Here is a 25,068-nt window from a genome sequence, read left to right as displayed (position 1 = left end):
GAATGTACTTATTTGATTTTAAGGCTAGATAGCCATAGTTTTTAATTGCATCTGATGCAGCTGGGTGTAATACCCGCCTTGATCCAGCAAACTTTCATGAGTGCCTGTTTCTACGATTTCTCCTTTGTGAAGGACGATGATTTTGTCTGCTTTTTGGATCGTAGAAAGCCTGTGTGCGATCACAATAGAAGTTCGACCTTTCATCATTTTATCAATTGATTCCTGGATCAATTCCTCAGTTTCCGTGTCCACAGAAGAGGTAGCTTCGTCCAGAATAATTATCTCTGGATTGTAGACCATGGCTCTCACAAATGAAATCAATTGCCTCTGACCCACAGAAAGCGTGGCTCCTCGCTCCATTACATTATAATCCAATCCGCCGGGTAATCTCTCAATGAATTTTCTGGCACCAACTTGATCTGCAGCTTCCCAAACTTGTTCTCTACTGATTGATGGGTTGCCTAAAGTGATATTGTAATAAATGGTGTTTGAGAATAAGAATACATCCTGCAAAACCACACCAATATGTTTCCTCAATATGCCCAGCTCAAAGTCTTTGATGTCATTTCCATCGATCGTAATACGACCTTTGTTTATTTCATAGAAACGGGAAATGAGATTAATTATTGAAGATTTTCCTGCACCTGTCGCACCCACTAGAGCAACAGTCTGGCCACTTTCCACTTCGAAGTTGATATTTTTCAAAACATACTCCTCATCGTTGTATGCAAACCAAACATCTTCAAGCTTGATATTGCCTTTCACATTTTGTGGTTTAAAGCTTCCCTCGTTAGCGATATGTTCTTTGCTTTCAAGCAATTTGAAAATTCTGGAAGAACTTACGACACCCATCTGAAGTGTATTGAATCGGTCAGCAATCATTCGAATCGGTCTGAAAAATAGCTGCAGATACATGATAAAAGAGATCAGGATTCCCACTTGAATTTCCATACCTAAAACTCCGACCGCTCCATACCAAACTACTAATCCAATACCGATGGCCTGGATAATTTCAGCAACAGGAAAATAGATTGAGTAATATAAAACCGATTTAATATGTGCAGTTCTATGTTCTCTATTGATGTCTTTGAACTTGACAAATTCTCGATCCTCCCGATTGAAAATCTGGACGATATTCATTCCCGTGATATGTTCCTGAAGAAATGAGTTAAGGTTGGATACAGCATTTCTTACATCGTTAAAAGTGACTTTGATTTTCTCTTTAAAAATATAAGTTGAGATAATCATCAAAGGGAGGGTAGATAAACTGACCAAAGTCAGCTTCCAGTCGATGTAAAACATGACCCCAAGAATCGTAACCAATTGAAGCAAGTCCCCAATGATTGCTGCTAATCCTTCACTAAAAACATCAGCCAAGGTCTCGATATCAGATACGTTTCGGGTAACCAAACGCCCAATAGGCGTATTATCAAAAAACTTGAGTCGTAATTTTAATAAATGTTTGTAGAGGTTCGTTCGGATATCTTTGATGATCACTTGCCCGATCCAGCCCGAATAAAAGGTATGTGCCCATTGTACCAAAGCCTGGAGGATCATCAGTGCCACTAAAACATAAATGATCTGCAAAAGTCCAGCTCCGTCACCTTTTGCCACATAATCATCTATTGCGATTTGGATAAAATACGGCCTTGTTGGCGCAAGAATAGCCAACGCAATAGTCAGGAAAATCAAGAAATAGAATTGCAGGCGATAAGGCTTGACGTGATTGTAAAGCTGCTTCAGGACCTGGGTGTCTACTATTTCACCGGATGAATGTTTTTCTTTCTCTAGGCTCAAAATCTCTTAGTCTAAATAGATTTGGTTTGGGTAAATAATCCGGCTCAAAAAAAGCCCTCTTGCTGGTGCAGATTTTCCTGCTTTTGCTCTGTTTTTTGATAAAATAATTTCTTCCATCTCCTCAGGCTCCCTTTTCCCCAATCCGATTTCCATCAATGTTCCTACAATAGCCCTGACCATTCCACGCAAAAAACGGTTGGCAGTTATATGAAATAACAATTCACCATCCTTTTGTTCCCAATGGGCAGATTTAATTTTGCATCTGAAATGAGTGACTTCTGTATGGACCTTGCTGAAACATTCAAAATCTTCATGTTTTAATAAGGCTTCAGCTGCAAAATTCATTTTCTCCACGTTTGGAGTAAAGTAACTTAGCCAGGCTATTTCATCCAGAAACGGATTTTTTTGGAAAATGATCCGGTAAACATAAGATCTGCTTTCCGCATCAAATCGGGCATGCGCATCTGGTTTCACAGGCCTGATTGCTGAAACAGCGATTTCTTTTGGCAAAATTCCATTGATAGCTCTCAGAAATTTTTCCTTGTCAAACTCCTCTTCCATATCAAAATGACAAACCTGCATGGAAGCATGGACTCCCGTGTCAGTTCGCCCACTACCCATGATTGTCACAGGTTTCCTGAAATAGGTAGAAAGCGCAGATTCAATACATTCCTGTACAGTAAATGCATTTCCCTGAATTTGCCACCCATGAAACGGGGTGCCTTTGTAGCTTAATTCGAGAAAATATCTCTTGAAACTATTCATCGGGTGCAAAGATACTATTCCGCAGCAAAAGAGGGAGAGATTCCTGTAATCCTTGGTATTGATCTTTTAAGCCTGTTAATTTGCCAAAAAATTAGACAGATATGATTCAACGCGTTCAAACAATATTCTTGTTTTTGGTGGCAGTTGCAATGGGATTGACCATTAGCATGGATTTATGGGTTCAGGAAATTGCAGCTTCTGGTGAAAGCTATTCTCTTTCGGCTCTTTTTATGAACCATACTTCGGCTTCTGGTGAAATTATTTCTTCAGATTCCACTTGGTATATCGCTGCTTTAGCCGCCTTTGTTGGATTTTTAGCTATTATCTCCATATTCCAATATAGAAATAGAGGCCGTCAGATGATGTTCAACATGGTGAACTCGCTCTTGATGGTTGGCTTGGTTGCTCTTGTGTTTTTAACGACCAAAGGCATCAACTCTGATCTCGGACTTACTGAGAGTGGTAGTTATAAAGTCGGATTTTGGGCGATATTAGCAGCAATGGTTTGTAATATGTTAGCCAATAGATTTATCCGAAAAGATGAAGCGCTGGTCCGTTCGGTGGATCGAATCAGATAAGATTTAACTTTTACAAATAAGAAGGGCCAGTTTTAGCTGGCCCTTTTTTTTGCTCAATTTGAAGTTTTTACCAAAATCTGATTCCTACAGTCGGGTAGAAGGTCTTGAAGTTTTCTGTGCTGATTACTCCAACTTGAATGGAAATATTTTTATTCAGCTTTCTTTTATAAAATGCCTGCATGGTAGTTCCTGAAAAAAGCTGACTTTGATCTTGATTCACCAAATATCCAATCCCGAAGGTATTTCTTCTTGGACCTTGTAGATTTCCAAATTCCCAAGCAAATTCAGCGTTTGCAAACCAATTACTGTTCACTTTGACATTGTTTTCGACTCTTTCAGGAAAATAAATCGTATTGGTGATAGAACCTCCCAAAGAAAAGTTTCTCCAGTTAAGATGCGCTCTGAATCCTACTACTGGCGTGAAATCCCCACCCGTGAAGTCCAGTCCAACTGGGAATGTCATCTCTAGACTATCGACATAGGGAACATACTTTTTCTCAATTTGATATTTTACATGCTTCAGTGAAGTGTTGGAAAATTGCTCTCCAAGTCTATAAGCAATTGTAGTGAATTCTGGAAAATCTGTCGCTTTTCGAAGTAATGGCTCGAATTGTTCTGTAAGTTCTGTCGCGGTGAACTCGGTATTATTGAAGTAAAGTACTAATGAGCTTTCATTTGGGAGATCGAAAATCAAGGTGTCAGTTACTGGCCAATCTCGGTCTAGCCATTCTTGCTGATTTTTTGGAAGTTCGTTTTCTACCGTTTGTGCATAGGTTTGAATTGCGCATAGCAGAGTCAGGCAAGAAACTAGTATGATTCTTTTCATGATTTTATAGTAAGAAGTTTAGGTATTTAGTCTTTTTTGAATTTGATCTTTATTGAATTCCTTTTTTCATACGCTCTTCCTAGTTGTTGGATTGGAGCACTTTCAGGATTTACTCCGCCAAAGTTTGCTCTCAATTTAACTTTGTCTTGCAGACCCCAAGAAACAGTCACACGATGAAGTGTTGGAGCGGATTCAATTTCCTGCCTTTCGGGTACAATCACTTCTGAAGCAATGATTTTTGTTAAATCCAATTCTGGAAGTGCTATAGTTGGTTTTTCAACTGGTGACATTCCATTCCTTTTGATTTCATTATTTTGAGCAGGCTCAGGTAAAGATTCTTTGATTTTAATGGGTTCAGGAATTTCTTCTATGATTTGAGACTCAATTGCGGGTTTGGAATCAGTAACATTCGGTTTGGGAGATTCTGAGACTACCTCAGTTACCAAAGGTGGTTCTACATTTTTTTCTTCCCATCCCAAATAAGCAATGCCTGAAAGTGCTAGTATAAAAGCCATAGAAGCTGCGACCATTCCGTATTTCCAGATCGGAATGATTGGCGATTTGTCTTCCAGTTTATTTTCAATGGCATTCCAAAGATCTACTTTCGGCATTCTTTGAGGAAGATTTTCGATATGGGCTTTAACCTGAGAATCGAAATCTTTTTGTTCCTGGATTTTACTCCAGAGATCTGCTTTTGGATTTTTTTCCATCATGCTTGGAGTAGTTTTGTGATTCTTCTTTTTAATAAGGTTTTGGAATAATTCAATTGGGATTTTGAGGTGTTACCTGAAATTCCCAACATCTCCCCACATTCTTTGTGAGTATATCCCTCTATTTCAATCAATGTGAAAACAGCCCGAGCTCCATCAGGTAAACTTTGAATCGCCTGATCCAATAATTCTGCATCAAACCATGAGTCAAACTTTTCAGAAACTGACAAGGCAGCTTCACCAATTTCCTGAAACTGAATCCGGTTTTTACTGGCGTGAATTGCTTTTCTTACAGTAATTGTTTTCATCCATACTAGGATTGCCTCTGGGTGTTTTAGTGTTCTGATTTTTTGAAATACTTCCACATAAGCATCCTGCAAGGCGTCGTTCGCTTTCTCCTCGTCATTTAATATTCGAAAGCAGGTAGAAAACAGCATCCCTTTAGTCAATTCAAATAATTGAAATTGGGCAGACCTGTCATTATTGATGACTTTTGTGATCAGGTCTGGATGTATAAATTGGTTCGTCATTGAATCGTTCTCTACCCTAAAGAGGGCGACTAATACCAAATGGTTGGAATGGCATTAATTTTTTTTTACCCAAGAGCATTTTATGAAATATTTTCGGCAGGAAGGGAAATAGTAGTAATTTCAGACTTGATTATTTGGAAGTATTAACAAAGTTGAATTCAACTATGAAGCTCGAAACACTCGCCATACACTGTGGAAATATTGTAACAGATTCGGAAAAACCGGTGGTCCAACCGATCGCTTTAAGCACGACTTTTATCCATCAGCCGGATTCGATGATCTATTCCCGAGCCAATAACCCAAATAGGGCTGCTTTGGAAAAATTATTGGCTGCTTTGGAGATGGGTGAAGATGCGGCGGCTTTTTCATCTGGAAATGCAGCAGGTGTTTCAGTATTTCAAGCGTTAGAACCTGGTTCGCATATTATCGCGCCAGATGATATGTATCATGGATTGAAAAAGGGGATTTTGACTCTTTTTGCCGGGGTTTTGGAAGCGAGCTTTGTGGATATGACAGATTTGAAAGCAGTAGAAAATGCATTCCAGCCTAACACTAAATTGGTTTGGATTGAAACTCCCTCCAATCCTTTACTTAAAATCACAGACATCTCGGCGGTTGCTCAGATGGCAAAGAAGAGAAATGTGATCGTGGCTTGTGACAATACTTTCGCTACCCCGGTTTTTCAAAACCCATTGAATTTGGGAGCTGACATAGTCATGCATTCTAGCACCAAGTTTTTTGGTGGGCATTCGGATATTCTTGGTGGTGCCTTGGTGACCAAAGTAAAAGATGCTTTTTGGGAAAAAGTGAAAAATGTGCAAACTACTGGTGGAGCGGTTCCTTCTCCTATGGATTGTTATTATTTGTGTAGAAGCATCAAAACATTGCCATACCGCATGAAAGGACATGCGGAACATGCGATGGTTTTGGCAAATTTTCTTTCTCAATATGAAGGGGTGGAAAAGGTTTTTTACCCAGGCTTCAAAGAACATCCAGGTCATGAAATTGCTACGAAGCAAATGACTGGATTTGGAGGGATTTTGTCTTTTCAGGTAAAAGGTGATGCAGCCAAAGCTGATTTGGTTATAAGCAAGTTGAAATACTTTACGAATGCCACTAGCTTAGGAGGTGTTGAAAGTCTAATTGAAAGAAGAGCTGCTTCTGAAGGTCCAGATACCTTGACTCCACAAAATTTGATTAGGGTTTCAGTTGGATTGGAGCACCTAGACGATTTATTAGAAGATTTGGATCAGGCCTTAAAATAAAAAAAGGCTGCTAAATGCAGCCTTGTAATCTTAAGGGAACTTAAGGTGGTGATTCAATCAACTTTTACTCATTTGATTTAATAATAAATTAAATACTTTTTTTTGGATATGAACTGCGTTTTATAATTTTTTTTGTGTTTTCCAGTGAAAATAGCCAAAATGTGTATGAAAAATCCAAGAATTGATGTGAAATGCTAATATTTAAATGCAAACAGTCAGAACTTTGGATTTAGTAGATCAGGAGCCAATACCCTTTGCCATCAGCCCTGCAACAATAGGAATCAGGAACACCAAAAGTAGCTCAAGTCTAATCATCCAAAAAATTGATTTTGGAATCGAAATAGAATCTTCATCATTTCCTTTTCTGTTCTTGATAAAAAACACAGTTGGGTAAATGGATAGAATTCCAATCAAAACAAATAAACCAAGCTTTAAATGGAACATTGGATTTTCACTATAAAAAACTGTTGGCTTGCCGTATCCCCCAAGCCACAAAGTCAATCCAGCAGCAAGCAATACTAAAACAGCCAAACCATAAACCGAGTCAACTTTAGCAATTCTAACTAATTCTTGGCGAGTCATTTTTGATTTCAAAAGTAAATGCTCAGCCACTAGCGAACTTACTATCGTAAAAACACTTATAAAGTGGAAATATCGAAGTAGCAATTCTAAAGTCATGATTTCCAGGCTTGATTAAATCCTTTCCAAATTATTTTTAGTCAATTCACCTTGTGTGTTTCCAGTATTCAAAGTAGTTGCTGGCTCGAAAAGCATCACTGAAACTTCTTCCTTTGCCACAGGTCTATGCTCAACTCCCTTTGGAACGATCAGAAACTCATTTTTTTTCAAGTGAACTGTTTTGTCTCTGAATTCCATGTCAAACTCTCCTTCGACCACAAAGAACATTTCATCTTCGTTCTCATGGTGATGCCACACAAACTCCCCTTTGAATTTCACCAATTTTACATGTTGTTGATTTAGTTCTCCGACGATTCTTGGGTTCCAATAATCAGAAAAGGAAGCAAGTTTTTCTTGGATAATTACTTTTTGTGGTGTCATTAGTTAGGCATTTTTAGAAAATTCTAAGTACACATGTTTTTACCTAATTCAAAAAAAAGAGGCAGGAAAACCTGCCTCTAAAAAGAAAATTAATTACTCGGATACCAGTTCCTCAATCTAACATCAACCCCTGGAGCTACGGAATTGACAAGTGATTTAAATTTATCCACATCGCTCAGCCCTTCAGTTCCTCTATAGTGATAAGGATAGACAATTGTAGGTTTGAATTCAGCTACTGCATCAGCTGCCTGATCCACATCCATGGTATAGGGCAAATTCATGCAAACAAAGGCAACATCAATATCTGTTAAGGCTCTCATTTCAGGAATATCTTCCGTGTCCCCAGATAAGTAGAATTTTTTATCTCCCATGGTCAAAACATACCCATTTCCTCTTCCTTTTGGATGTCTGCTATCCTCAGTTTCGGGTAGGTTATACATAGGTAATGCATGTACACTTACTCCTTCAATCATTTTGGTTTCATCGTTGTTAATTGTGATGATACCTTTACTTTTTCCAATTGGAAGCTTTTCAGAAACTGCTTTAGGAGCCACTATTGTAGCCATGCTTAAATCAAGTCCATCCAAAGTTTCTTGGCTATGATGATCACCATGGATATCAGTTATTAAAACTAAATCAGGTTTCTTCTGACCTTCGAAAGCCGAAGCTCCACCATATGGATCTACGTAAATTGTTTTGCCATTAAATTCAAAAACTACCGTTCCATGAAGAATAGGGCTGATTTTGACAGCACCAGCACTGGTGGAGATGATATCCTGACCAAAGACTGTAGATGAAATAAGAAATAATAGTATAGTTAATTTTTTCATATTGATTAAATTAGTTGAAATATTCATGTTGAGTATTGATTGAATATACAAGATGTTTTACTGAAACCATTTTTTAGGCCTATTGTTGAAAGGTTCTCAAATCTTCTCAAAGAAATAATTCACTGCATATTCCTAGCAAATAAGTAGATGATTTGTGAAATTGAACAGTTGACAAAATAATTTTATAAAATAATTACTATATTCTATCACTTTTCGCATTTTCAACTAAAAGACTTATTCAGTGCAGCCAATTGAAATGATTCTGGGTAGACAATTTGCAGACAGTCTTAGTATGCCTGTTTTTTTGGTAGATACAGAAGGAACTTTGATTTTCTATAATGAACCAGCTGAGGCCATTCTAGGACTTCGATTTGGAGAGACAGGAAGTATGAAGGTGGATGAATGGGCAACAGTTTTTTTACCCACAGATGTAGAAGGTAATCCACTACCGCCTGAAGGATTGCCATTGGTTCAGACCTTAACTAACCGTAAACCTGCTCATGGCTCATTTTATATCAAAAATCTGAAAGGAGAAAAGCATTTTATTACTGTTACCTCTTTTCCCGTCGAAGGTAGACCGGATAGATTTTTGGGAGCAATGGCGCTATTTTGGAACTCTAATTTCTCATGATAGTAAAAGTATGGGGCTGTAGGGGGTCTTTGCCATCTCCGGGGCCAGAAAATATTGTTTATGGAGGGAATACATCCTGTGTCCAGGTTTTGTATAAGGATACCTGTATTGTTTTAGATGGAGGCTCTGGGATTCAGCGATTAGGGAAATTTCTCAAACCAGAATTTAAAGAGATCCATATCCTTTTGACTCACCTCCATATTGATCATACGATGGGATTAGGTTTTTTTCAGCCTCTCTATCATCCTGATGTAACCGTTCATTTATGGGGACCTTCAACTACTGTTGAGCCTTTACTTCATAGATTGAGAAGGTATTTCTCACCGCCTTTATTTCCAGTGAGAATGAATGAATTGCCAAATCATCCTGTCATTCATGAAATTGACAATTCTGAATTTCAAATCGGAGAATTGAAGATCAAGTCCAATTACATTTGTCATCCGGGACCAACTTTGGGTTATAGAATTGATGATGGAGAATGTGTGTTTACCTACATGCCAGATCATGAGCCGGCTTTAGGCTCTGCTAATTTCCCATACGATCCCGAGTGGACTAGTGGCTTTGAGCTTGCCAGAAATGCCGATCTATTGTTGCACGATGGAGAGTATACTGCCGCCGAATACCAAAGTAGGATAGGCTGGGGGCATAGTTCAATTGACGGAGCAATTGATTTTGGAAGACTCTGCGGGGTAAGAAGATTAGGGATTTTTCACCATGATCCTTTAAATTCCGACGAAAGATTGGAAGAGATTTTTAAGGAAAGTATAGCGATTCAAAATCCTCAATTTGTCGTTGAGCTTTGCAAAGAAGGCTCTGTTTACAACCTCGGTGGAGGAGAATAATCCTTATCCTGCCCATCCTTCCCGATCCAAACTTCTGTATTGAATAGCTTCGGCAAGATGCTCCACTTTTATGGAATCGGATCCAGAAATGTCTGCGATCGTTCTGGCAACTTTTAAAATTCTATCATAAGCCCGAGCAGATAAGCCTAAGCGTTCCATGGCGGTTTTCAAAAGCACTTTTCCTGCTTCATTGATTTGGCAAACTTCTTTTACTTGATGAGATGGCATCATTGCATTGCAAAAAACCTCAGGATTATCCTTAAATCGCTGATTTTGTCTTTCTCTTCCTAAAATCACCCTCTCGCGAATTGCTTGACTGGATTCACTTTTCCTCATGGAGGTCATTTCTTCAAACTTTACAGGCGTCACTTCTACATGTAGATCGATGCGATCAAGTAAAGGCCCAGAAACTTTATTCAAGTATCGCTGCACAATCCCTGGTCCACAAACACATTCCTTTTCTGGATGATTGTAATACCCGCATGGACAGGGGTTCATGCTAGCTATCAACATGAAGTTTGCTGGGTAATCAACAGAGATTTTTGCTCGGGAAATAGTGACTTTCCGCTCTTCAAGCGGTTGGCGCATTACCTCTAAAACCGTTCTTTTGAATTCTGGAAGCTCGTCCAAAAAAAGAACACCATTATGAGCTAGAGATATTTCTCCAGGTTGCGGATTTCCTCCTCCACCTACCAATGCCACATCTGAAATAGTATGGTGTGGACTTCGAAAAGGTCTTTGAGCCAAAAGACTTCCGTTTTTACCAAGTTTTCCTGCGACTGAATGAATTTTTGTTGACTCTAATGCTTCTTGAAGGGTCAAAGGAGGTAAAATTGAAGGAAGTCGTTTGGCAAGCATGGTTTTACCTGCTCCAGGAGGTCCAATCATGATGACATTATGACCTCCAGCAGCCGCAATTTCCATCGCCCTTTTTATATTTTCTTGTCCTTGAACGTCAGCAAAATCAAATTCACTTTCATTCAAAGAGTGATAAAAAATATCCCTCGTATCAGTGACCAGCGGATCAATGTGAAGTTCTCCCTGAAGAAACTGGGACGCTTCCTCTAATGATTCTACAGGAATAATGTCCAGGTTATTTACAATAGATGCCTCCTTGGCATTTTCCTTTGGAAGTATAAAACCTTTAAATCCCTTTTTTCGGGATTCAATAGCAATGGGTAAAACTCCCTTGATAGGTCTGAGTTGTCCATCTAGAGACAATTCACCCATTATTATGTATTTGTCTAATTCTGGAAACTCAACTTGTTCGGAAGCTTGCAGAATCCCCATTGCAATTGCCAGGTCATAGGAAGAGCCTTCTTTCCTTATGTCTGCAGGGGCTAAGTTGATGACGATTTTCTGCCTTGGCATTCTGTATCCAAAATACTTGAGCGCCGATTCTACTCGTTGTTGAGATTCTTTGACTGCTGAGTCGGGAAGGCCAACCATAAAGAAGCTTGTTCCCTGTCCAACATTCACTTCGATGGTGATAAGATTTGCATCTACACCTGAAACTGCACATCCAAAAGTTTTAGCTACCATAGTATTAAAAAAGGAAACCGAATTGGTTTCCTTAATATAAGATTTTGCGAAAATTAAACTCTTATTTCACTTTAAAATTTTGTTAGCCTATAGAATAAAGTTAAGCTCAGTTCTTAATTCTTTGTGAGTTCCCTATTCTGTGAAGTTCTGGCGTGGCTTGATTCCAGAACTGTCCGTTTCACTTGGCTTTGAAGCGGGAGATGATGGTTTTTCAGGAGTATTTGGGTGATCTAAATCATAGAGTTTTGCTTTCAACTTATCCATTTCTCCTTCTTTTTTGGTAAGAAGGTCAGCTTGTTTTTTCATAGCAAAATAAGCTGCAGACCAAGAAAGAATAAACAATATAAATCCGACAAGCAGAATCTTTACTAAGCCGTCTGAGGTGATCTCATCCATCCCAAACATTCCTCCTAGCGTGTCAAAAGCCATGAAAAAGATGAGATAGACTAGGAAGAAAATCAACAAGGCTATCTGGGTAAACTGATGGAATTTTTTCATTTCAACTAATTTTATTTACGAATATACTAAACCGACTGAATACTCGAAAGTTTCTGATAAAGACCTGTTTTCTCCATCAATTCAGTATGAGTGCCACGCTGGACGATCTTACCTTTTTCAATTACCAATATTTCATCGGCATGTTGGATTGTACTCAGTCGATGGGCAATCACCAAAGTAGTCCTGTTGCTCATCAACTTAGTCAAAGCCTCTTGAACTAGCAATTCTGATTCAGAATCTAAAGCCGAAGTTGCTTCATCAAGAATCAAAATGGGCGGGTTTTTTAGGACAGCTCTAGCAATACTTAAGCGTTGCCTTTGACCTCCAGAAAGTTTCGATCCTCTTTCACCAATAGAAGTTTCATATCCATTTTCCATTTGGGAAATAAATTGATGTGCATTGGCAATTTTAGCAGCTTCAATGACTTGCTCAGTGGTTGCATTCTCAACACCAAATGCAATATTATTATGGACTGTATCATTGAATAGAATCGATTCTTGCGTCACTATTCCCATCAAAGATCTAAGTTCTTTTAAATCAAAGGATTTTAAATTTTTACCGTCCAGCAAAATCTCGCCTTCCGTTGGATCATAAAACCGAGGGACTAAATCAGCAAGTGTTGATTTACCGCCACCGGATGGGCCTACCAAAGCGATGGTTTTTCCTCTATTCAGTTTAAAATTGATTTCTTTTAATACTAAAGTGTCTTGGTAGGCGAAGCTCACATTTTTGAGTTCAACCCCATCCTTAAACTCAGATAAAGGTATTGGTCTCTCTGGTGAAGAGATTTCTGTTGGTGTGTCAACTACTGTGAAAATCCTTTCGGCAGAGGCAATTCCTCTTTGAATGCTGCTGACAGCCCGTGAAATTTCTTTGGCAGGATTTAAAACCTGAGTGAAAATAATGATGTAGGTAATAAAGTCCGAAGCACCTAAATCTGAGTTGCCGCTTAATACTAAGCTACCTCCATAGACTAAGATCCCAGCCACTACAAAAACTCCTAAGAACTGGGAAATAGGAGATGCCAATTCGTTTTTACGGGCCATATTGACATTGACTCCGGCGTAATAATCCGTCTCTTCATCAAACTTTGACCGCATAAAACCCTCTGCATTGAATGCTTTGATGACTCGCATTCCTCCAAGTGTTTCATCTAAAATATTGACGATTCTTCCCAGTGACTGCTGGCTTTGGACAGCTTTCTTTTTAAGTCTTCTTGTAATTCCTCCGATGATGGCACCAGATATAGGAATGATCAAAATTGTAAACAGAGTCAGTTTAACTGACATAAAAAACAGTACTGCGAAATACAGGATTATGGTTGCTGGTTCGCGAAAAACGACTCGCAAGGATTGCACAATGGTGTTTTCAACTTCCTGAACATCGTTAGTCATTTTAGACATTAAGTCGCCTTTTCTTTCATTTGAAAAGTAACCGATATGTAATAAACTGACTTGTTCGAAGATGTCCATTCGCATCCGCTTGATTACCGTAGCTCGAACTTTCGCAAGCACAACTCCAGATAAATAGGTGAATAGATTGGAAAGGAAAACTGAAACTACGATGATGATGCAGACATAATAAAGTGTCCCCATTTTACCATACTCCTCTGCCACCTGCAGAAAGTTGTAATTGAAAAGATGGGTGAAATAGTCTACTGAAAAATTGAATTCTGGCTTGCTAGCATAAGTTGCCAAGGATTCAGGATCCACTTGCTCAAATATTACATCAAATAATGGCTTGAGCAACGTGAAATTGAGCAAACCAAAAACGATAGAAAAGAACGCGTAGAAAATATAAATGGGTACGAACTTGCCGTATGGTTTAGCATAGGATAAGATTCGTAAATAAGTCTTCATAAACGGGAGTTATGGAATAATTCCGCAAGTTACGCAAAATTGATCGCGTAAGTTTTTCTTAATAATTGTAATCTGGTCTTGTGAAGTTCCATCTAAATGCCAATTGCATGTAGTTGTTTGCCGATGGGCTATCTAAATCCTGAGCTGTTCTTCTTCTATAGGTATGGGATACATCAATAAAGAAGTTGTGCCGAAGCATGTAGCTGGCGTTGAGATTGGTTTGTAAAATCTTATTTTCTATTCCTTGGCCAATATAATTTCCAAAAAGTCCGGTCGGGCTTCCTTCCAGTCTGTTTTTCAAAACATCTCCTCCCCAGTTTGTTTCCTGATCCGGATCTGCCCCATATAATTGGAACATATTTATCCATGTCAAATTCAGTTTAGGGATGGGTTGATACCTTAAAATCCCCAAAAACTCCCTGAAATTAGCTCCTCTTGGGTGCGTCAATGGAGTTCTCCAGTTGCTGTAAGATTGGAAATCTACTTTTTCCTGGAAAGTATAAGGTCTTGCCGAATTGTACTCAAGCTGTAAATCTAGGTTAGGAAGAGAAAATAGATCGATGTATTTAAAGCCGGCTTGGATTCCGTATTTATTTCTTTTAGAGCCTTCACCATCTTGCCCGAAGAATTCAGAAAAGACAAACTCATCTAGAGCAAACTGACCATAGAGCTGCATTCCAGGATAAAGATTCCATTTGCCATCCAAACCAAGCATGACCTTGTCGGGAGTGCCAAGCGATTGTTCCACCCAACGGAAGAACACAATTGGATTGAAATAATTAAAGTCTGCTTTATCGGTCATGACCGACTCAAAGAACCCTAGATTGATTTTTTTACCCACGTTAAATCCCAACCTATGGAAAGAAAACCATTTCTGAGGATATCTTCCATCTGTAGGGCGGCCTCTACCATAATCCACATCCGCAGTCATTTGAGTCCAGATATTTGTCAGCTGAAATTTCCAAATCCTAGTATTGAATTTGACAAACATGTAAGGATTGGAAAAATCTGAAAGAAGGAAGGACCGATATCCCTCACCGATGAAATTTCTGTCGTGTCCTACCTGAACTTGGATGTGTTTGGTAATGTCAAAACTGACATGTCCCAATGCTGAAAAATAGCTGTAGCCATTGGAGTTGTATTCTTTCCAAAATCCCTCACCAGGTACGGCTCCATTGTATTCAGCATATCCTTTTACCCAGCTAGGAAAAAAAGCTTCCGAGGAAGTGAAATAAGTATAAAAGCCAACTTTTTTATCAATCGACCCACGAAGTACAATTCCCCGCGAAAGTCTATTGGGATTTTGATCGTTGTCTGGTTCCAATCCCCCATTGAGGTAAATCACAGGACTCAAATGAATGTCAAAATCTTCACTATAATAATGTGCAAAGTCACCGGGTCTTTTGTAGATGCCTTTCAAGAAAGGTTTTTTAGATTCTGGTGTTTCTCTGCTTACAAACTCCCAATTGTCTTGGCTCAGGTAAGCTAAATTAAATTCGTCTGAGCGAGACTGGATCACAGCATCATTTGCCAAACTGTCAAGAAATGCTGCGACATCATCCCTTCGATAAGGTTTAGTTCCGCTTCGGAAAACAGGATTATTCACTCCTCTTAAAATTTCATAGCGATCAATCAGGTGATAATAATCTCTATTATAAGGAATATAAGAACCCTGGGCATGCCCCAAAAAAGGTAGAAAAAGAATGCCAAGAAGGAAAAGCAGGTGAATGCTTCTGGAGGGGGTAGATATTTTTTGCATCAGTGAATGGCTGAAAAAAAGCGTACAACTCTTAAAATAAGGTAGTATTTTTGAATTTCGATTCGAAAATCCCTGATTTTTAATAATTCATTCAGAAATACTTGATAAAGATTTGGTGGATTTTCTGAAAAAGGATAACTTTGTGCCTCATTTGAAAAAGGTACTATAAAACTAACGATACAATGAAAGCCGATATTCATCCAAACTACAGAGACGTGGTTTTCTATGACACTTCTAGCGAGTTCAAGTTTTTGACCAAGTCAACTATCGAAACCAACGAAACAATCGTTTGGGAAGATGGAAACGAATATCCTGTGTACAAAATCGAAGTGAGCTCTCAGTCTCACCCGTTCTACACTGGTAAGAAAATGATGCTTGATACAGCTGGTCGAGTTGAGAAATTCAACAGAAGATACGCTAAGAAGTAATTTTAGCACTTCTTACTCGAAAAAGTCTCCCGGAGCATGGATTCCGGGAGACTTTTTTATTTTTGCCACATGGACAACTTCTTATTGTTTGATGATCCGGCCATTCGCGGATCTTTGCTTCCTTTTACTTTTACCAGGCCGGTTGCAGATATCCGTGTTGGCATTTTGAAAATCTCAGAAAAATGGCAGCAATTCGCCAATTTGGAGGTTTCTTATTTTACTCAAAAATACCTTCAGGATAAGTTTCCCAGATCAAAAGGAGATCACCTGGCCATCAATGGTGCATGGCTTCCTGATGAAGTTTCTTGGAAGGCGATTCAGCAGCTGAAGAAGGGTCAGTCACTATTTTTCGGAAAAACCCTTTTGGCGAGCTTTATCGGAGAAACAGAAAAAAATCTGGACAAGGCCAAAGAAAAAGAAATCATTCAGGCAGACTTCGATCCAGTTTTACTTCAAAAAACCTGGAATATTTTTCAGTTGAATGGAGAACAAATCAAATCTGACTTCAAGCTAATCACCAAGGGAAGAAAATCAATTGAAATCACCGACCCCTTTACGAAAGTCTATTCTCCTGAAAATATATTTATAGAAGAAGGAGCAGTAATAAAAGCAGCAATCTTAAATGCTGAAAATGGCCCAATCTATATAGGTAAAAATGCAGAGATCCAGGAAGGTTCACTCATTCGTGGCCCTTTTGCCTTATGTGAAGGCTCGACAGTGAACATGGGTGCTAAACTCCGAGGTGACACTACCGTCGGTCCCTTTTCCAAAGTTGGTGGTGAAATTTCTAATTCCGTGATCTTTGGCTTTAGCAACAAAGGCCATGAGGGTTTCTTGGGAAACTCAGTCATTGGCGAATGGTGCAATTTAGGGGCTGATACCAATACGAGTAACCTCAAAAACAATTATGCGCCTGTTAAACTTTGGGATTATACCAAAGGTGGCTTCAGCAATACAGGACTGCAGTTTTGCGGTCTGATGATGGGGGACCATTCCAAATGTGGTATTAACACCATGTTTAATACAGGGACGGTAACTGGGATAGGAGCTAATATTTTCGGAGGAGGATATCCTAAAAATTTCATTCCTTCCTTTGCTTGGGGAGGTTCTGAAGGACTTTCCACTTATCAATTTGCCAAGTTTGTAGAAACTGCCAAGGCTGTCATGGCAAGAAGAAAAGTTGAATGGACGAAAAAAGATGAAGAAATCCTCCACTGGATTTTTGAATTAACCAAAACCTATAGAATTTGGGAGCTATCTTCCTGATTAAATTAGAACATGCGTTTTGCTGATATACCGGGTTTGCCCGAAACAAAAGAGAATTTGATCAATGCCGTCAGAAATAACCATTTGGCGCATGCATTACTTTTTCATGGTCCTGAAGGCTCTGCAAGTTTGACCATGGCTTTGGCTCTGTCCACCTATTTGTTTTGCCAAAATCCAGGTCCTACTGATTCTTGTGGAGAATGCTCCTATTGCAAAAGAATGGAAAAGCTGATCGTTCCTGACTTGAATTTTGCATTTCCTTCTATTGCAAAAGAGAAAGACTCGGACAATGAGGAGGAGAAAAATAATGAATTAGCCAATTGGAGAAGCTTTGCTTTAGAGCATCCTTATGGCAACATGCATGATTTTATCTATTTCAATGGTTTTGAAAAGAAGCAACTGAATATTTCAAAAGGAGCAGCTAGGAAGATTATTCAGTCTTTGTCCTTGATGTCTTTTGAAGGAGGTTATAAAATCATGATGATCTGGGGAGTAGAGCATTTGCACCCATCTGCGGCAAATTCACTTTTGAAAATCATCGAGGAACCGCCTGCAAAAACGGTTTTTATGCTGATTACTTCTCAGCCAGATCAGTTGTTGACAACAATCCTATCCAGGACTCAAAAAGTGATGGTGAGGGCTTTTTCGGATGAGGAAGTTACGGCTCATTTGGTGGACAAAGACCTGAGTGATCCAAAAACCGCAGCTCAGATTGCGATGCTCGCAGATGGAAATCTCCGTGAAGCCTACCGGATGGTCAATGAAGTTGAGGACGAGCAAATCAGCAAAATCAGAAATTGGTTTGCTTTATGTTATGGCAAAAAACTGAAAGATCTTTTCTCGCTTGCAGATGATTTCCAAAAAGCTGATAAAGAAGCTCAAAAGTCTCAAATATTGACAGGGCTTAACGTTTTGAGAGAAATCATGCTTCAAAACGTTGACTTAAATGAGTTGCTAAGAACCACTGGTGAAGACAGAAGTTTCATAGAAAAAATCAGCGGGAAAGTGCTGAGCGAGGATCACGTTTTAGAGCTTTATGAGTCTTTCAACGAGGCTCATTACCATTTGGAAAGAAATGGCAACCCAAAAATGATTTTTACAGATCTATCCATGAAAGTCTTGCTTTCGATGGCAAAAACCAATTAAGATGGAAAAGAAAATCATAGGAAGAAAAGAGAAGATTTCTATCCCGGATTTTGATCTGAAACTGGTTTGGGCAAAAGTAGATACAGGAGCCTATACCAGTAGCATCCATGCCGAAAATATCCAGGTGGTGGAAGAAGAAGGCAAAAAGAAATTGACTTTCCAGGTTTTGATGCCTGGATTGAAAGGATATACCGGGAAACTTTTGACATTTGACAAATTCCGTGAAAAAAAGGTCAAAAATTCTTTTGGTCAGGCAGAAATAAGGTATTTAATAGAAATAACCTTCAAATTTGCAGGGGAGGAATATCCCGCAGAATTTACGCTTTCGGATCGATCTAGCATGCGCAATGCCATTTTGCTAGGAAGAAAAATCCTTAGAAACAGGTTTCTAGTGGATGTATCAGGTTATAATCTTGCCAAAACTTACCGTCAAAAAACCAAGTTCTAACGAGAAACTTGGGTTTTGAAAAACACTATCACATGAAAATTGCTATCCTCTCGAGGAATCCCAATTTATATTCTACCAAAAGGCTTTTCCAGGCTATTCAAGAAGCTGGTCATGAGGCTTTGATCATCAATCACAGTGTTTGTGATTTGATCATTGAGCAAGAAGGACCATCCATTATTTACAAAGGAGAAAAAGTTCTTGGTGTAGACGCTATTATCCCTAGAATCGGAGCTTCTGTCACTTTTTACGGAACTGCCGTGGTTCGTCAATTTGAATTGATGGGAGCCTTTGCAGCCGTGAATTCCCAAGCGATTGTAAGAAGCAGGGATAAACTCAGAAGTTTACAGATTTTATCCAAAGCTGGCTTGGGAATGCCTAAAACAGCCTTTACTAATTTTTCCAAAGGAGGCGAAAAACAGATTGTTGAACATGTGGGAGGAGCTCCTTTGATCATCAAACTATTGGAAGGAACCCAAGGTCTTGGAGTAGTTTTGGCAGAAACCAAAAAAGCTGGACAATCTGTTATTGAGGCTTTTCACGGCTTAAAAGCAAGGATAATAGTTCAGGAATTCATTAAAGAAGCAAAAGGAGCTGATATTCGTGCATTTGTTGTGAACGGAAAAGTAGTTGGAGCCATGAAGCGCCAAGGTGCAGAAGGAGAATTTAGATCCAATTTGCATCGTGGAGGTATGGCTACGGTTATCAAACTTTCAAGAGCTGAAAAAGCCGCAGCATTGGGTGCTGCGAAAGCGTTAGGGTTGGATGTGGCCGGAGTGGATATGTTGCAGTCTGCCAGAGGACCATTGATTCTAGAAGTGAATAGCTCTCCGGGATTGGAAGGGATCGAAAAGGCAACTGGCGTCAATATCGCTGGCGAAATAGTGAAATTCATAGAAGAGAAAGTCAAGAAAAAGACTTCAACAAGCGTAAATAATCAATGAGTAATTTGATCAAAATTGGCACCAGAGGTAGCAAATTGGCACTTTGGCAGGCCTATTATGTGGAAAGTTTACTTCAAAAAGCAGGGCTTCAAACTGAAATTGTCATCATTGATACCAAAGGAGATCAGGTACTTGATGTTTCTATTTCTAAAATTGGAAGTAAAGGAGTTTTTACCCAAGAGTTAGAAGATCAATTGCATGATGGAAGGATTGACATCGCTGTTCATAGCGCTAAGGATATGCAATCCAATTTGCCCGAAGGCTTTGAAATCATTGCGTTTACAGAACGTGAAACAGAAAATGACGTCATTGCTTCCCATAAAAAAGATTTAAATCTATCAGATGCCAGCAAGCCTTTGGTGCTTGGCACATCTTCTACTCGGAGAGTTGCCACTTTGAAGCATTTTTATCCCCATGTCAAAACCGTAGAGGTCAGAGGGAATTTACAGACCAGAATCCGGAAAATGGAAGAAGGACTCTGTGACGCACTTTTGTTGGCCTATGCGGGTGTTCACCGGATGGGATACGATGAAATGATTGTCCAAAAGCTTGATTTGAAGGAATTTACTCCTGCAGTAGGACAGGGCTCGGTTGCGATCGAGGTAGCAAAGAGTTTGGATGATTCGATCAAAAATCAAATTATTTCTGCTTGTAATCACACTGAAACTGAAATTAAGCTGAGGGCAGAAAGAGCGTATTTGCGGGTGTTGGAGGGAGGATGCAGCATTCCTGTTTTTGCCTTGGCAAAGACAGAAGGAGAGAATGTGGTCCTAGAAGGAGGAATTGTCAGTCTTGATGGATCTGAGCGGATTAGCATTACAGTTTCCGGTTCTAAAAGTGACCCTGAGGCATTAGGTGAACAATTGGCTGAAAAAGTTTTTGCTGCTGGAGGCAAAACAATTCTTGATGAGATTAAAAAAAACATTGAATAAATAATGAGATTCTTTAACCTAATCATTATTGCTTTGGTAATGGCCAGCACCTTCGCCTGTGCCAGTGAAAAAGATTATGTAGCCAAGATCAAAACTAGACACGGCGAAATAGTAGCTGTGTTTTTTGACGATACCCCAGAACACAAATCAAATTTTATTTCTTTGGCAGAGGCAGGAAGATTTGATTCAACTGAATTCCATAGAATCATCAAAGGTTTTATGGTCCAAGGAGGAGATGTTTTTACCAAAGAAGGACTTCCTCCAGCGGTTTGGCCGACACTTCCTGCAGAGATACGTTCCAATCATTTTCATAAAAAAGGGATGATTGCGGCAGCGCGTCAAGGGAATAGTATTAATCCCGAGCGCCGATCTAATGGTTCTCAATTTTACATTGTCACTGGTGAAGTTTATGATGAGGAATCCTTGAAGACAGATATGGTTTTGCTTCAGGAGGCATTTCTCAAATACATTCAACTGGGAAGTAATTCCGATTTGAAAGATGAATACAGTCGCTTATACAATGAGCGTAAATTTGATAGTTTGACTACTTTATTGGTCTCTAAGAGAGCTGAAATAGAAGAGTCTCTCAATGTAAAGTTGACAAAGGACTTTTCTAAAGAACAAACCGAAGCTTACACTACCATCGGAGGTGCGCCTCATTTGGATGGAGAATATACTGTGTTTGGGGAAGTAATAAGTGGAATGGATGTGGTGGAGAAAATCGCAGCTGAGCCAACAGGCAACCGTGATGTTCCTTTGGAGACGGTTTACATGACTGTGACTATCGAAAAAATGTCTAAAAAGAAAATAGAAAAAGAATATGGGTATCAGTATCCCGCAAAAAAGTAAGCCGAAAATATTTATAACAGGAGTGAATGGCTTACTCGGTCAGAAACTGGTAGCCTTACTTTTGGAAAGAGGAACTTTTGAAATCATAGGATGTGGAAAGGGCGAAAGTCGTTTACCGCTTCAGGGATTTCAATTTGTTTCTTTAGATATCACTGACGAAGACCAGGTCAAAAAAGTAATTGCGGAAACCAAACCAGATATCCTGATTCACGGTGCCGCCATGACAAATGTTGACGAGTGTGAATTGAATCAGGAAGCAGCTTATGATGTGAATGTCAACGCAACTGGTTACTTGCTTAAAGCCGCTGAAGCGATCAAGGCTCATTTTATTTTTGTTTCTACAGACTTTATTTTTTCTGGGGAAGAGGGACCTCTTGATGAAAATGCAATACCTGCTCCTGTAAATTATTATGGTGAAACAAAATTAGAGGCTGAGCGAATGGTTCAAGCTTCTACTACCAAATGGTCTATCGCTCGGACAGTTTTGGTTTTTGGGATTGCGCATGACATGAGCCGTACAAATATCATTTTGTGGGTTAAGTCTTCTTTGGAAGCTGGGAAAAATATTCAGGTGGTAGATGATCAGTTCAGAACACCAACCTTAGCTGAAGATCTTGCTGAGGGTTGTATTCTAATCGCTGAAAAAGAAGCGACTGGTGTTTTCAACATTTCAGGACCTGATTTTTTAACCCCCTATGAAATGGCGATGATGACGGCAGAATATTTCGATCTGGATAAGTCCTTGATAACCAAAGTAGATTCCAAAATATTTACCCAGCCGGCTAAAAGGCCTTTGACAACTGGCTTTATTATCGAAAAAGCTAGGAAAGAGCTTGGCTTCGAGCCTAAAACTTTCCGAACGGCAATTGCTATTTTATCAAAACAAATTATCTTAGCCAGCTCGTAAAATCGAGAAAATTACCCATTAGTTAACTTTAGTTTCACTCAAATTTAATTCAACATTTATCTATGGCAGCAAGTCCAAACACCGAAGAAAGAGGTCAGTGGGGGTCAAGCCTCGGGTTCATCATGGCCGCAGCTGGTTCGGCTGTAGGTCTTGGAAACATCTGGAGATTTCCATACCTGGTAGGTGAAAACGGAGGAGGAGCCTTTGTTTTTGTTTACATCCTTTGCGTATTACTTATCGCTCTTCCTTTGTTGTTTAACGAGATTGCCTTAGGTAGAAGATCAGGCAAAAATCCAATCGGGGCGATTCGTGAGACAGGCGGAAATAAATTTTGGCAGATAGCAGGCGTACTTTGTGTATTGGTCTGCTTTTTTGTTTTTAGCTACTATTCAGTTATCGCTGGATGGACAGTAGGGTATATTTTTACAGAAATCATCAATATCCCTGTAGATTTTGAGGTGTTTGTAGAAACGCCGATGTATGTTATTCCATTGACATTCATCTTTATTATGATGACCATCCTGATTGTATTGGGTGGTGTTTCTGGAGGAATCGAAAAGGCTTCAAAGTTCTTGATGCCAGTTTTATTCATCATCATTATATTCATTGCAGGTCGCTCAGTGACTCTAGAAGGAGCTGAAGCAGGGATTGAGTACTATTTGAAACCTGATTTTGCAAAAATCAACGCTGCAGTAGTATTACAGGCTTTGGGACAGGCTTTCTTCTCAATGTCAGTTGGATGGGGCTTGATGATCACATTTGGTTCTTATTTGCCTAAAAACGCCAATATTATTCAATCTTCTGGTTGGATTGCTGGCATGGATACCTCCGTAGCTCTTCTTGGTGGATTAATGGTCTTTCCAGCCTTGTTTGCTTTGCTTCCAGGAAAAGATCCAGCAGCTGGTCCAGCATTGGTATTTGACGTTTTACCAAAGGTTTTTGACGCAATGCCAGGTGGTAATATCATCGGTGGTTTATTCTTTATTCTTTTGATGGTAGCTGCATTGACATCCACGATTTCCATGTTGGAAGTTCCAGTTGCATACTTGATCGACGATAGAAAATGGAGTAGAAAGAAAGCAACTTGGATTGTAGGTGTTTCTGCAATGGCACTATCTGTTCCTTCTGCGCTTTCTCAAATACCAGGTAATTTCTTCCACTCTTTTCATTTGAATTTCTTCGGAAACAAACTGGAAGGCTTCTTTGGAATCATGGACTTTATCTTCGGTACATTCGCCGTAATTGTGATCTGTTTGATGCTAAGTTTATACACTGGATGGGGTCAGAAAATATCTGATTATGCAGATGAATTAGCATCTGGAGCTCCTGGATTCAAGGGATTTTTCAGAACAGGATGGATGTTCTTCATTCGTTGGGTTTGTCCTTTGGTGATTATTCTATTGATTTTGAACATGGTTGGGATTTTCGGAGATCCTCAAGCAGCATAAAAAATTGATATTCAACGAAAAGGGAGCTAAACAGCTCCCTTTTTTTATTTTAAATCGCAATCTATTGTCTCAAAGCTTGTGATATGAGTTGAATTTCATATACTTGAAAAAGTATTTGATTTCAAATCACCCCAAAGCCATGCGCGTATTAGTTGTCGATGATGATGCTATACACCTTTTGATCCTTCAAAGAATTTTTGAAAGATCAAACGACTCCGTTGTGATAGCTCACAATGGTATGGAAGCATTGAAAGTTTTGGAGTCGGATCATGGTTTTAATGTGATTCTAACTGATATCATGATGCCTGAAATGGATGGCATTGAACTTTTGGCCAATCTTAAGAAAAACACTAACTCGAATACAATCCCAGTCATTGGTTTCACGGCAGGAGATGTGGAATATTACAGAAGTATCAGCCCCATTGCCTTTGATTCTTTGGTTTCCAAACCGATAGATTTTTGGGATTTATATCATTTAGCCAAACTAAAAGGGAGTTCGTATCTGAATTGAAAAATTTCACTTGGCAGGAGAATTGCTAAATTTTTTTAAAATTCTTTCGTTAAGAGAAAACTAAACCAATTTCAGCTACTATGAAAAAGATCCTTTTTACCCTCGCCTTTTTGAGTTTTGCCCTTGTGGGGTATTCTCAAGATTTCTCCATCGGTCCCAAAGTGGGGATCAGCCAAGCCAAACTAGATCTGTCAAAAGAGAATTTTGAATCTGGAGATGCAAGATTTGGCTACCATGTTGGTCTTTTTGGCCGCGTGGGCTTAGGTGGCTTCTTTGTCCAACCTGAAATCCTTTATACTCAAACTAAAGCCAGATTCTCTTTTGATCAAATGGGATCCCAGCCTTACAGTGAGTATGAATCTTCTTTCAATAGACTGGATGTTCCGGTCATGGTGGGATTTAAGTTGTTTAATTTATTGCGACTTCAAGCCGGCCCCATCGCAAGTTTCAATGTTGACTCGGAGCTGAAAGACGCTGGAGATGATGTTAGAGATGCCGACTTTAAAAAATCCACGATTGGCTATCAGGCTGGACTGGGATTGGATATTGGTAACTTGATTATCGATGCCAAGTATGAAAGTTCACTTGGGAATATTTCTGACAATGTAGGCTCTTTTGAAACGGACCATCGGCTTAACCAATGGGTATTGTCACTTGGATTCCGATTGTTTTAAAATCAATTAGAAAGATAAATGCCTTTT

27 protein-coding genes are annotated in these 25,068 nt (G+C 39.3%); 15 read left to right on the top strand and 12 right to left on the bottom strand.

Annotation, left to right across the window (positions count from 1 at the left end; all coding sequences use genetic code 11):
• Window positions 1-24: 24 nt before the first annotated feature.
• Together J0A69_RS20745 and truA are read right to left on the bottom strand one after the other, a co-directional pair.
• Window positions 25-1,797, bottom strand: coding sequence for an ABC transporter ATP-binding protein (locus tag J0A69_RS20745; RefSeq protein ID WP_206588545.1), 1,773 nt, complete (start codon window positions 1,795-1,797; stop codon window positions 25-27).
• A gap of 6 nt (window positions 1,798-1,803) precedes the next feature.
• On the bottom strand, window positions 1,804-2,562 hold the full coding sequence (truA, locus tag J0A69_RS20740; protein WP_206588544.1) for a tRNA pseudouridine(38-40) synthase TruA: 759 nt from the start codon (window positions 2,560-2,562) through the stop codon (window positions 1,804-1,806).
• 101 nt (window positions 2,563-2,663) lie between these two features.
• Between truA and J0A69_RS20735 the strand changes: the two genes are divergently transcribed.
• Complete coding sequence (locus tag J0A69_RS20735; RefSeq protein WP_206588543.1) at window positions 2,664-3,140, top strand: DUF4293 domain-containing protein; 477 nt, start codon at window positions 2,664-2,666, stop codon at window positions 3,138-3,140.
• Window positions 3,141-3,207: 67 nt separating this feature from the next.
• Here J0A69_RS20735 and J0A69_RS20730 read toward each other — a convergent pair whose 3' ends face one another.
• From J0A69_RS20730 to J0A69_RS20720, 3 genes are read right to left on the bottom strand one after another with little or no spacing between them, the layout of a single operon-like run.
• Window positions 3,208-3,966: a hypothetical protein gene (locus tag J0A69_RS20730; RefSeq protein WP_206588542.1), complete on the bottom strand. Its 759-nt coding sequence runs from the start codon at window positions 3,964-3,966 to the stop codon at window positions 3,208-3,210.
• Window positions 3,967-3,992: 26 nt separating this feature from the next.
• Window positions 3,993-4,679, bottom strand: coding sequence for a hypothetical protein (locus J0A69_RS20725; protein WP_206588541.1), 687 nt, complete (start codon window positions 4,677-4,679; stop codon window positions 3,993-3,995).
• Window positions 4,676-5,206 (bottom strand): RNA polymerase sigma factor, encoded by a 531-nt coding sequence (locus J0A69_RS20720; RefSeq protein WP_206588540.1) that lies wholly within the window; start codon window positions 5,204-5,206, stop codon window positions 4,676-4,678. Before J0A69_RS20720 ends, J0A69_RS20725 begins: the two co-directional genes overlap by 4 nt.
• A 164-nt stretch (window positions 5,207-5,370) precedes the next feature.
• Here J0A69_RS20720 and J0A69_RS20715 point away from each other — a divergent pair, with 164 nt between their 5' ends.
• Window positions 5,371-6,471, top strand: a complete 1,101-nt coding sequence (locus J0A69_RS20715; protein WP_206588539.1) for a trans-sulfuration enzyme family protein — start codon at window positions 5,371-5,373, stop codon at window positions 6,469-6,471.
• A 237-nt stretch (window positions 6,472-6,708) separates the two neighbouring features.
• Here the strand turns inward: J0A69_RS20715 and J0A69_RS20710 are convergent, their stop codons facing one another.
• From J0A69_RS20710 to J0A69_RS20700, 3 genes are all read right to left on the bottom strand, one after another.
• Entirely contained in the window at window positions 6,709-7,149 is a 441-nt protein-coding gene (locus J0A69_RS20710; protein ID WP_206588538.1) for a DUF2214 family protein, read from the bottom strand.
• A 15-nt stretch (window positions 7,150-7,164) separates the two neighbouring features.
• Complete coding sequence (locus J0A69_RS20705) at window positions 7,165-7,530, bottom strand: cupin domain-containing protein (RefSeq protein WP_206588537.1); 366 nt, start codon at window positions 7,528-7,530, stop codon at window positions 7,165-7,167.
• Between the two features lie 89 nt (window positions 7,531-7,619).
• Entirely contained in the window at window positions 7,620-8,360 is a 741-nt protein-coding gene (locus tag J0A69_RS20700) for an MBL fold metallo-hydrolase (RefSeq protein ID WP_206588536.1), read from the bottom strand.
• 241 nt (window positions 8,361-8,601) lie between these two features.
• On the opposite strand from J0A69_RS20700, the gene J0A69_RS20695 reads away from it, so the two are divergent.
• Window positions 8,602-8,991, top strand: a complete 390-nt coding sequence (locus tag J0A69_RS20695) for a PAS domain-containing protein (RefSeq protein WP_317194891.1) — start codon at window positions 8,602-8,604, stop codon at window positions 8,989-8,991.
• Window positions 8,988-9,833, top strand: a complete 846-nt coding sequence (locus J0A69_RS20690) for an MBL fold metallo-hydrolase (RefSeq protein ID WP_206588535.1) — start codon at window positions 8,988-8,990, stop codon at window positions 9,831-9,833. Before J0A69_RS20695 ends, J0A69_RS20690 begins: the two co-directional genes overlap by 4 nt.
• Window positions 9,834-9,836: 3 nt before the next feature.
• Here J0A69_RS20690 and J0A69_RS20685 read toward each other — a convergent pair whose 3' ends face one another.
• The 4 genes from J0A69_RS20685 to J0A69_RS20670 form a co-directional block, all read right to left on the bottom strand.
• The gene (locus J0A69_RS20685) at window positions 9,837-11,375 is read right to left on the bottom strand and encodes a YifB family Mg chelatase-like AAA ATPase (protein ID WP_206588534.1); all 1,539 of its coding nucleotides are present in this window, start codon (window positions 11,373-11,375) and stop codon (window positions 9,837-9,839) included.
• 132 nt (window positions 11,376-11,507) lie between these two features.
• Window positions 11,508-11,873 (bottom strand): hypothetical protein, encoded by a 366-nt coding sequence (locus tag J0A69_RS20680; protein WP_206588533.1) that lies wholly within the window; start codon window positions 11,871-11,873, stop codon window positions 11,508-11,510.
• Window positions 11,874-11,899: 26 nt separating this feature from the next.
• A complete protein-coding gene (locus J0A69_RS20675) occupies window positions 11,900-13,732 on the bottom strand; it encodes an ABC transporter ATP-binding protein (RefSeq protein WP_206588532.1) in 1,833 nt (610 codons plus the stop codon).
• A gap of 58 nt (window positions 13,733-13,790) precedes the next feature.
• Window positions 13,791-15,491 (bottom strand): hypothetical protein, encoded by a 1,701-nt coding sequence (locus tag J0A69_RS20670; protein ID WP_236033048.1) that lies wholly within the window; start codon window positions 15,489-15,491, stop codon window positions 13,791-13,793.
• A gap of 182 nt (window positions 15,492-15,673) precedes the next feature.
• Here J0A69_RS20670 and J0A69_RS20665 point away from each other — a divergent pair, with 182 nt between their 5' ends.
• The 11 genes from J0A69_RS20665 (at window position 15,674) to J0A69_RS20615 (ending at window position 25,041) form a co-directional block, all read left to right on the top strand.
• A complete protein-coding gene (locus tag J0A69_RS20665) occupies window positions 15,674-15,919 on the top strand; it encodes a type B 50S ribosomal protein L31 (RefSeq protein WP_206588531.1) in 246 nt (81 codons plus the stop codon).
• A 69-nt stretch (window positions 15,920-15,988) separates the two neighbouring features.
• Window positions 15,989-17,185, top strand: a complete 1,197-nt coding sequence (locus tag J0A69_RS20660) for a GlmU family protein (protein ID WP_206588530.1) — start codon at window positions 15,989-15,991, stop codon at window positions 17,183-17,185.
• Between the two features lie 12 nt (window positions 17,186-17,197).
• Window positions 17,198-18,331, top strand: a complete 1,134-nt coding sequence (locus J0A69_RS20655) for a DNA polymerase III subunit (RefSeq protein WP_206588529.1) — start codon at window positions 17,198-17,200, stop codon at window positions 18,329-18,331.
• Between the two features lies 1 nt (window position 18,332).
• Entirely contained in the window at window positions 18,333-18,779 is a 447-nt protein-coding gene (locus J0A69_RS20650) for an ATP-dependent zinc protease family protein (protein WP_206588528.1), read from the top strand.
• A 32-nt stretch (window positions 18,780-18,811) separates the two neighbouring features.
• The gene (gene rimK, locus J0A69_RS20645) at window positions 18,812-19,720 is read left to right on the top strand and encodes a 30S ribosomal protein S6--L-glutamate ligase (protein WP_206588527.1); all 909 of its coding nucleotides are present in this window, start codon (window positions 18,812-18,814) and stop codon (window positions 19,718-19,720) included.
• A complete protein-coding gene (gene hemC, locus J0A69_RS20640) occupies window positions 19,717-20,652 on the top strand; it encodes a hydroxymethylbilane synthase (protein WP_206588526.1) in 936 nt (311 codons plus the stop codon). Before rimK ends, hemC begins: the two co-directional genes overlap by 4 nt.
• Window positions 20,653-20,655: 3 nt before the next feature.
• Window positions 20,656-21,501 carry a peptidylprolyl isomerase gene (locus J0A69_RS20635; RefSeq protein WP_206588525.1) on the top strand — a complete coding sequence of 282 codons (846 nt, stop codon included), beginning with the start codon at window positions 20,656-20,658 and terminating at the stop codon, window positions 21,499-21,501.
• On the top strand, window positions 21,473-22,408 hold the full coding sequence (locus J0A69_RS20630; protein ID WP_206588524.1) for an SDR family oxidoreductase: 936 nt from the start codon (window positions 21,473-21,475) through the stop codon (window positions 22,406-22,408). Before J0A69_RS20635 ends, J0A69_RS20630 begins: the two co-directional genes overlap by 29 nt.
• A gap of 62 nt (window positions 22,409-22,470) precedes the next feature.
• Window positions 22,471-23,856 (top strand): sodium-dependent transporter, encoded by a 1,386-nt coding sequence (locus tag J0A69_RS20625; RefSeq protein ID WP_206588523.1) that lies wholly within the window; start codon window positions 22,471-22,473, stop codon window positions 23,854-23,856.
• A gap of 139 nt (window positions 23,857-23,995) precedes the next feature.
• The gene (locus tag J0A69_RS20620; RefSeq protein WP_206588522.1) at window positions 23,996-24,367 is read left to right on the top strand and encodes a response regulator; all 372 of its coding nucleotides are present in this window, start codon (window positions 23,996-23,998) and stop codon (window positions 24,365-24,367) included.
• Between the two features lie 80 nt (window positions 24,368-24,447).
• Entirely contained in the window at window positions 24,448-25,041 is a 594-nt protein-coding gene (locus J0A69_RS20615) for a porin family protein (protein WP_206588521.1), read from the top strand.
• The last annotated feature ends 27 nt before the right edge of the window (window positions 25,042-25,068 follow it).

Source organism: Algoriphagus pacificus (genome assembly GCF_017254845.1).
GTDB classification, from domain to species: Bacteria; Bacteroidota; Bacteroidia; order Cytophagales; family Cyclobacteriaceae; genus Algoriphagus; species Algoriphagus pacificus.
Note: the sequence above shows the minus strand (reverse complement) of the source record. Positions and strands in the feature narration are given on the sequence as shown.

What these genes read in the sequence shown, in the direction of transcription:
- truA (WP_206588544.1), bottom strand. Translation starts at nt 2,562, where the DNA reads ATGAATAGTTTCAAGAGATATTTTCTCGAATTAAGCTACAAAGGCACC.
- J0A69_RS20735 (WP_206588543.1), top strand. Translation starts at nt 2,664, where the DNA reads ATGATTCAACGCGTTCAAACAATATTCTTGTTTTTGGTGGCAGTTGCA.
- J0A69_RS20730 (WP_206588542.1), bottom strand. Translation starts at nt 3,966, where the DNA reads ATGAAAAGAATCATACTAGTTTCTTGCCTGACTCTGCTATGCGCAATT.
- J0A69_RS20725 (WP_206588541.1), bottom strand. Translation starts at nt 4,679, where the DNA reads ATGATGGAAAAAAATCCAAAAGCAGATCTCTGGAGTAAAATCCAGGAA.
- J0A69_RS20720 (WP_206588540.1), bottom strand. Translation starts at nt 5,206, where the DNA reads ATGACGAACCAATTTATACATCCAGACCTGATCACAAAAGTCATCAAT.
- J0A69_RS20715 (WP_206588539.1), top strand. Translation starts at nt 5,371, where the DNA reads ATGAAGCTCGAAACACTCGCCATACACTGTGGAAATATTGTAACAGAT.
- J0A69_RS20710 (WP_206588538.1), bottom strand. Translation starts at nt 7,149, where the DNA reads ATGACTTTAGAATTGCTACTTCGATATTTCCACTTTATAAGTGTTTTT.
- J0A69_RS20705 (WP_206588537.1), bottom strand. Translation starts at nt 7,530, where the DNA reads ATGACACCACAAAAAGTAATTATCCAAGAAAAACTTGCTTCCTTTTCT.
- J0A69_RS20700 (WP_206588536.1), bottom strand. Translation starts at nt 8,360, where the DNA reads ATGAAAAAATTAACTATACTATTATTTCTTATTTCATCTACAGTCTTT.
- J0A69_RS20690 (WP_206588535.1), top strand. Translation starts at nt 8,988, where the DNA reads ATGATAGTAAAAGTATGGGGCTGTAGGGGGTCTTTGCCATCTCCGGGG.
- J0A69_RS20685 (WP_206588534.1), bottom strand. Translation starts at nt 11,375, where the DNA reads ATGGTAGCTAAAACTTTTGGATGTGCAGTTTCAGGTGTAGATGCAAAT.
- J0A69_RS20680 (WP_206588533.1), bottom strand. Translation starts at nt 11,873, where the DNA reads ATGAAAAAATTCCATCAGTTTACCCAGATAGCCTTGTTGATTTTCTTC.
- J0A69_RS20675 (WP_206588532.1), bottom strand. Translation starts at nt 13,732, where the DNA reads ATGAAGACTTATTTACGAATCTTATCCTATGCTAAACCATACGGCAAG.
- J0A69_RS20670 (WP_236033048.1), bottom strand. Translation starts at nt 15,491, where the DNA reads ATGCAAAAAATATCTACCCCCTCCAGAAGCATTCACCTGCTTTTCCTT.
- J0A69_RS20665 (WP_206588531.1), top strand. Translation starts at nt 15,674, where the DNA reads ATGAAAGCCGATATTCATCCAAACTACAGAGACGTGGTTTTCTATGAC.
- J0A69_RS20660 (WP_206588530.1), top strand. Translation starts at nt 15,989, where the DNA reads ATGGACAACTTCTTATTGTTTGATGATCCGGCCATTCGCGGATCTTTG.
- J0A69_RS20655 (WP_206588529.1), top strand. Translation starts at nt 17,198, where the DNA reads ATGCGTTTTGCTGATATACCGGGTTTGCCCGAAACAAAAGAGAATTTG.
- J0A69_RS20650 (WP_206588528.1), top strand. Translation starts at nt 18,333, where the DNA reads ATGGAAAAGAAAATCATAGGAAGAAAAGAGAAGATTTCTATCCCGGAT.
- rimK (WP_206588527.1), top strand. Translation starts at nt 18,812, where the DNA reads ATGAAAATTGCTATCCTCTCGAGGAATCCCAATTTATATTCTACCAAA.
- hemC (WP_206588526.1), top strand. Translation starts at nt 19,717, where the DNA reads ATGAGTAATTTGATCAAAATTGGCACCAGAGGTAGCAAATTGGCACTT.
- J0A69_RS20635 (WP_206588525.1), top strand. Translation starts at nt 20,656, where the DNA reads ATGAGATTCTTTAACCTAATCATTATTGCTTTGGTAATGGCCAGCACC.
- J0A69_RS20630 (WP_206588524.1), top strand. Translation starts at nt 21,473, where the DNA reads ATGGGTATCAGTATCCCGCAAAAAAGTAAGCCGAAAATATTTATAACA.
- J0A69_RS20625 (WP_206588523.1), top strand. Translation starts at nt 22,471, where the DNA reads ATGGCAGCAAGTCCAAACACCGAAGAAAGAGGTCAGTGGGGGTCAAGC.
- J0A69_RS20620 (WP_206588522.1), top strand. Translation starts at nt 23,996, where the DNA reads ATGCGCGTATTAGTTGTCGATGATGATGCTATACACCTTTTGATCCTT.
- J0A69_RS20615 (WP_206588521.1), top strand. Translation starts at nt 24,448, where the DNA reads ATGAAAAAGATCCTTTTTACCCTCGCCTTTTTGAGTTTTGCCCTTGTG.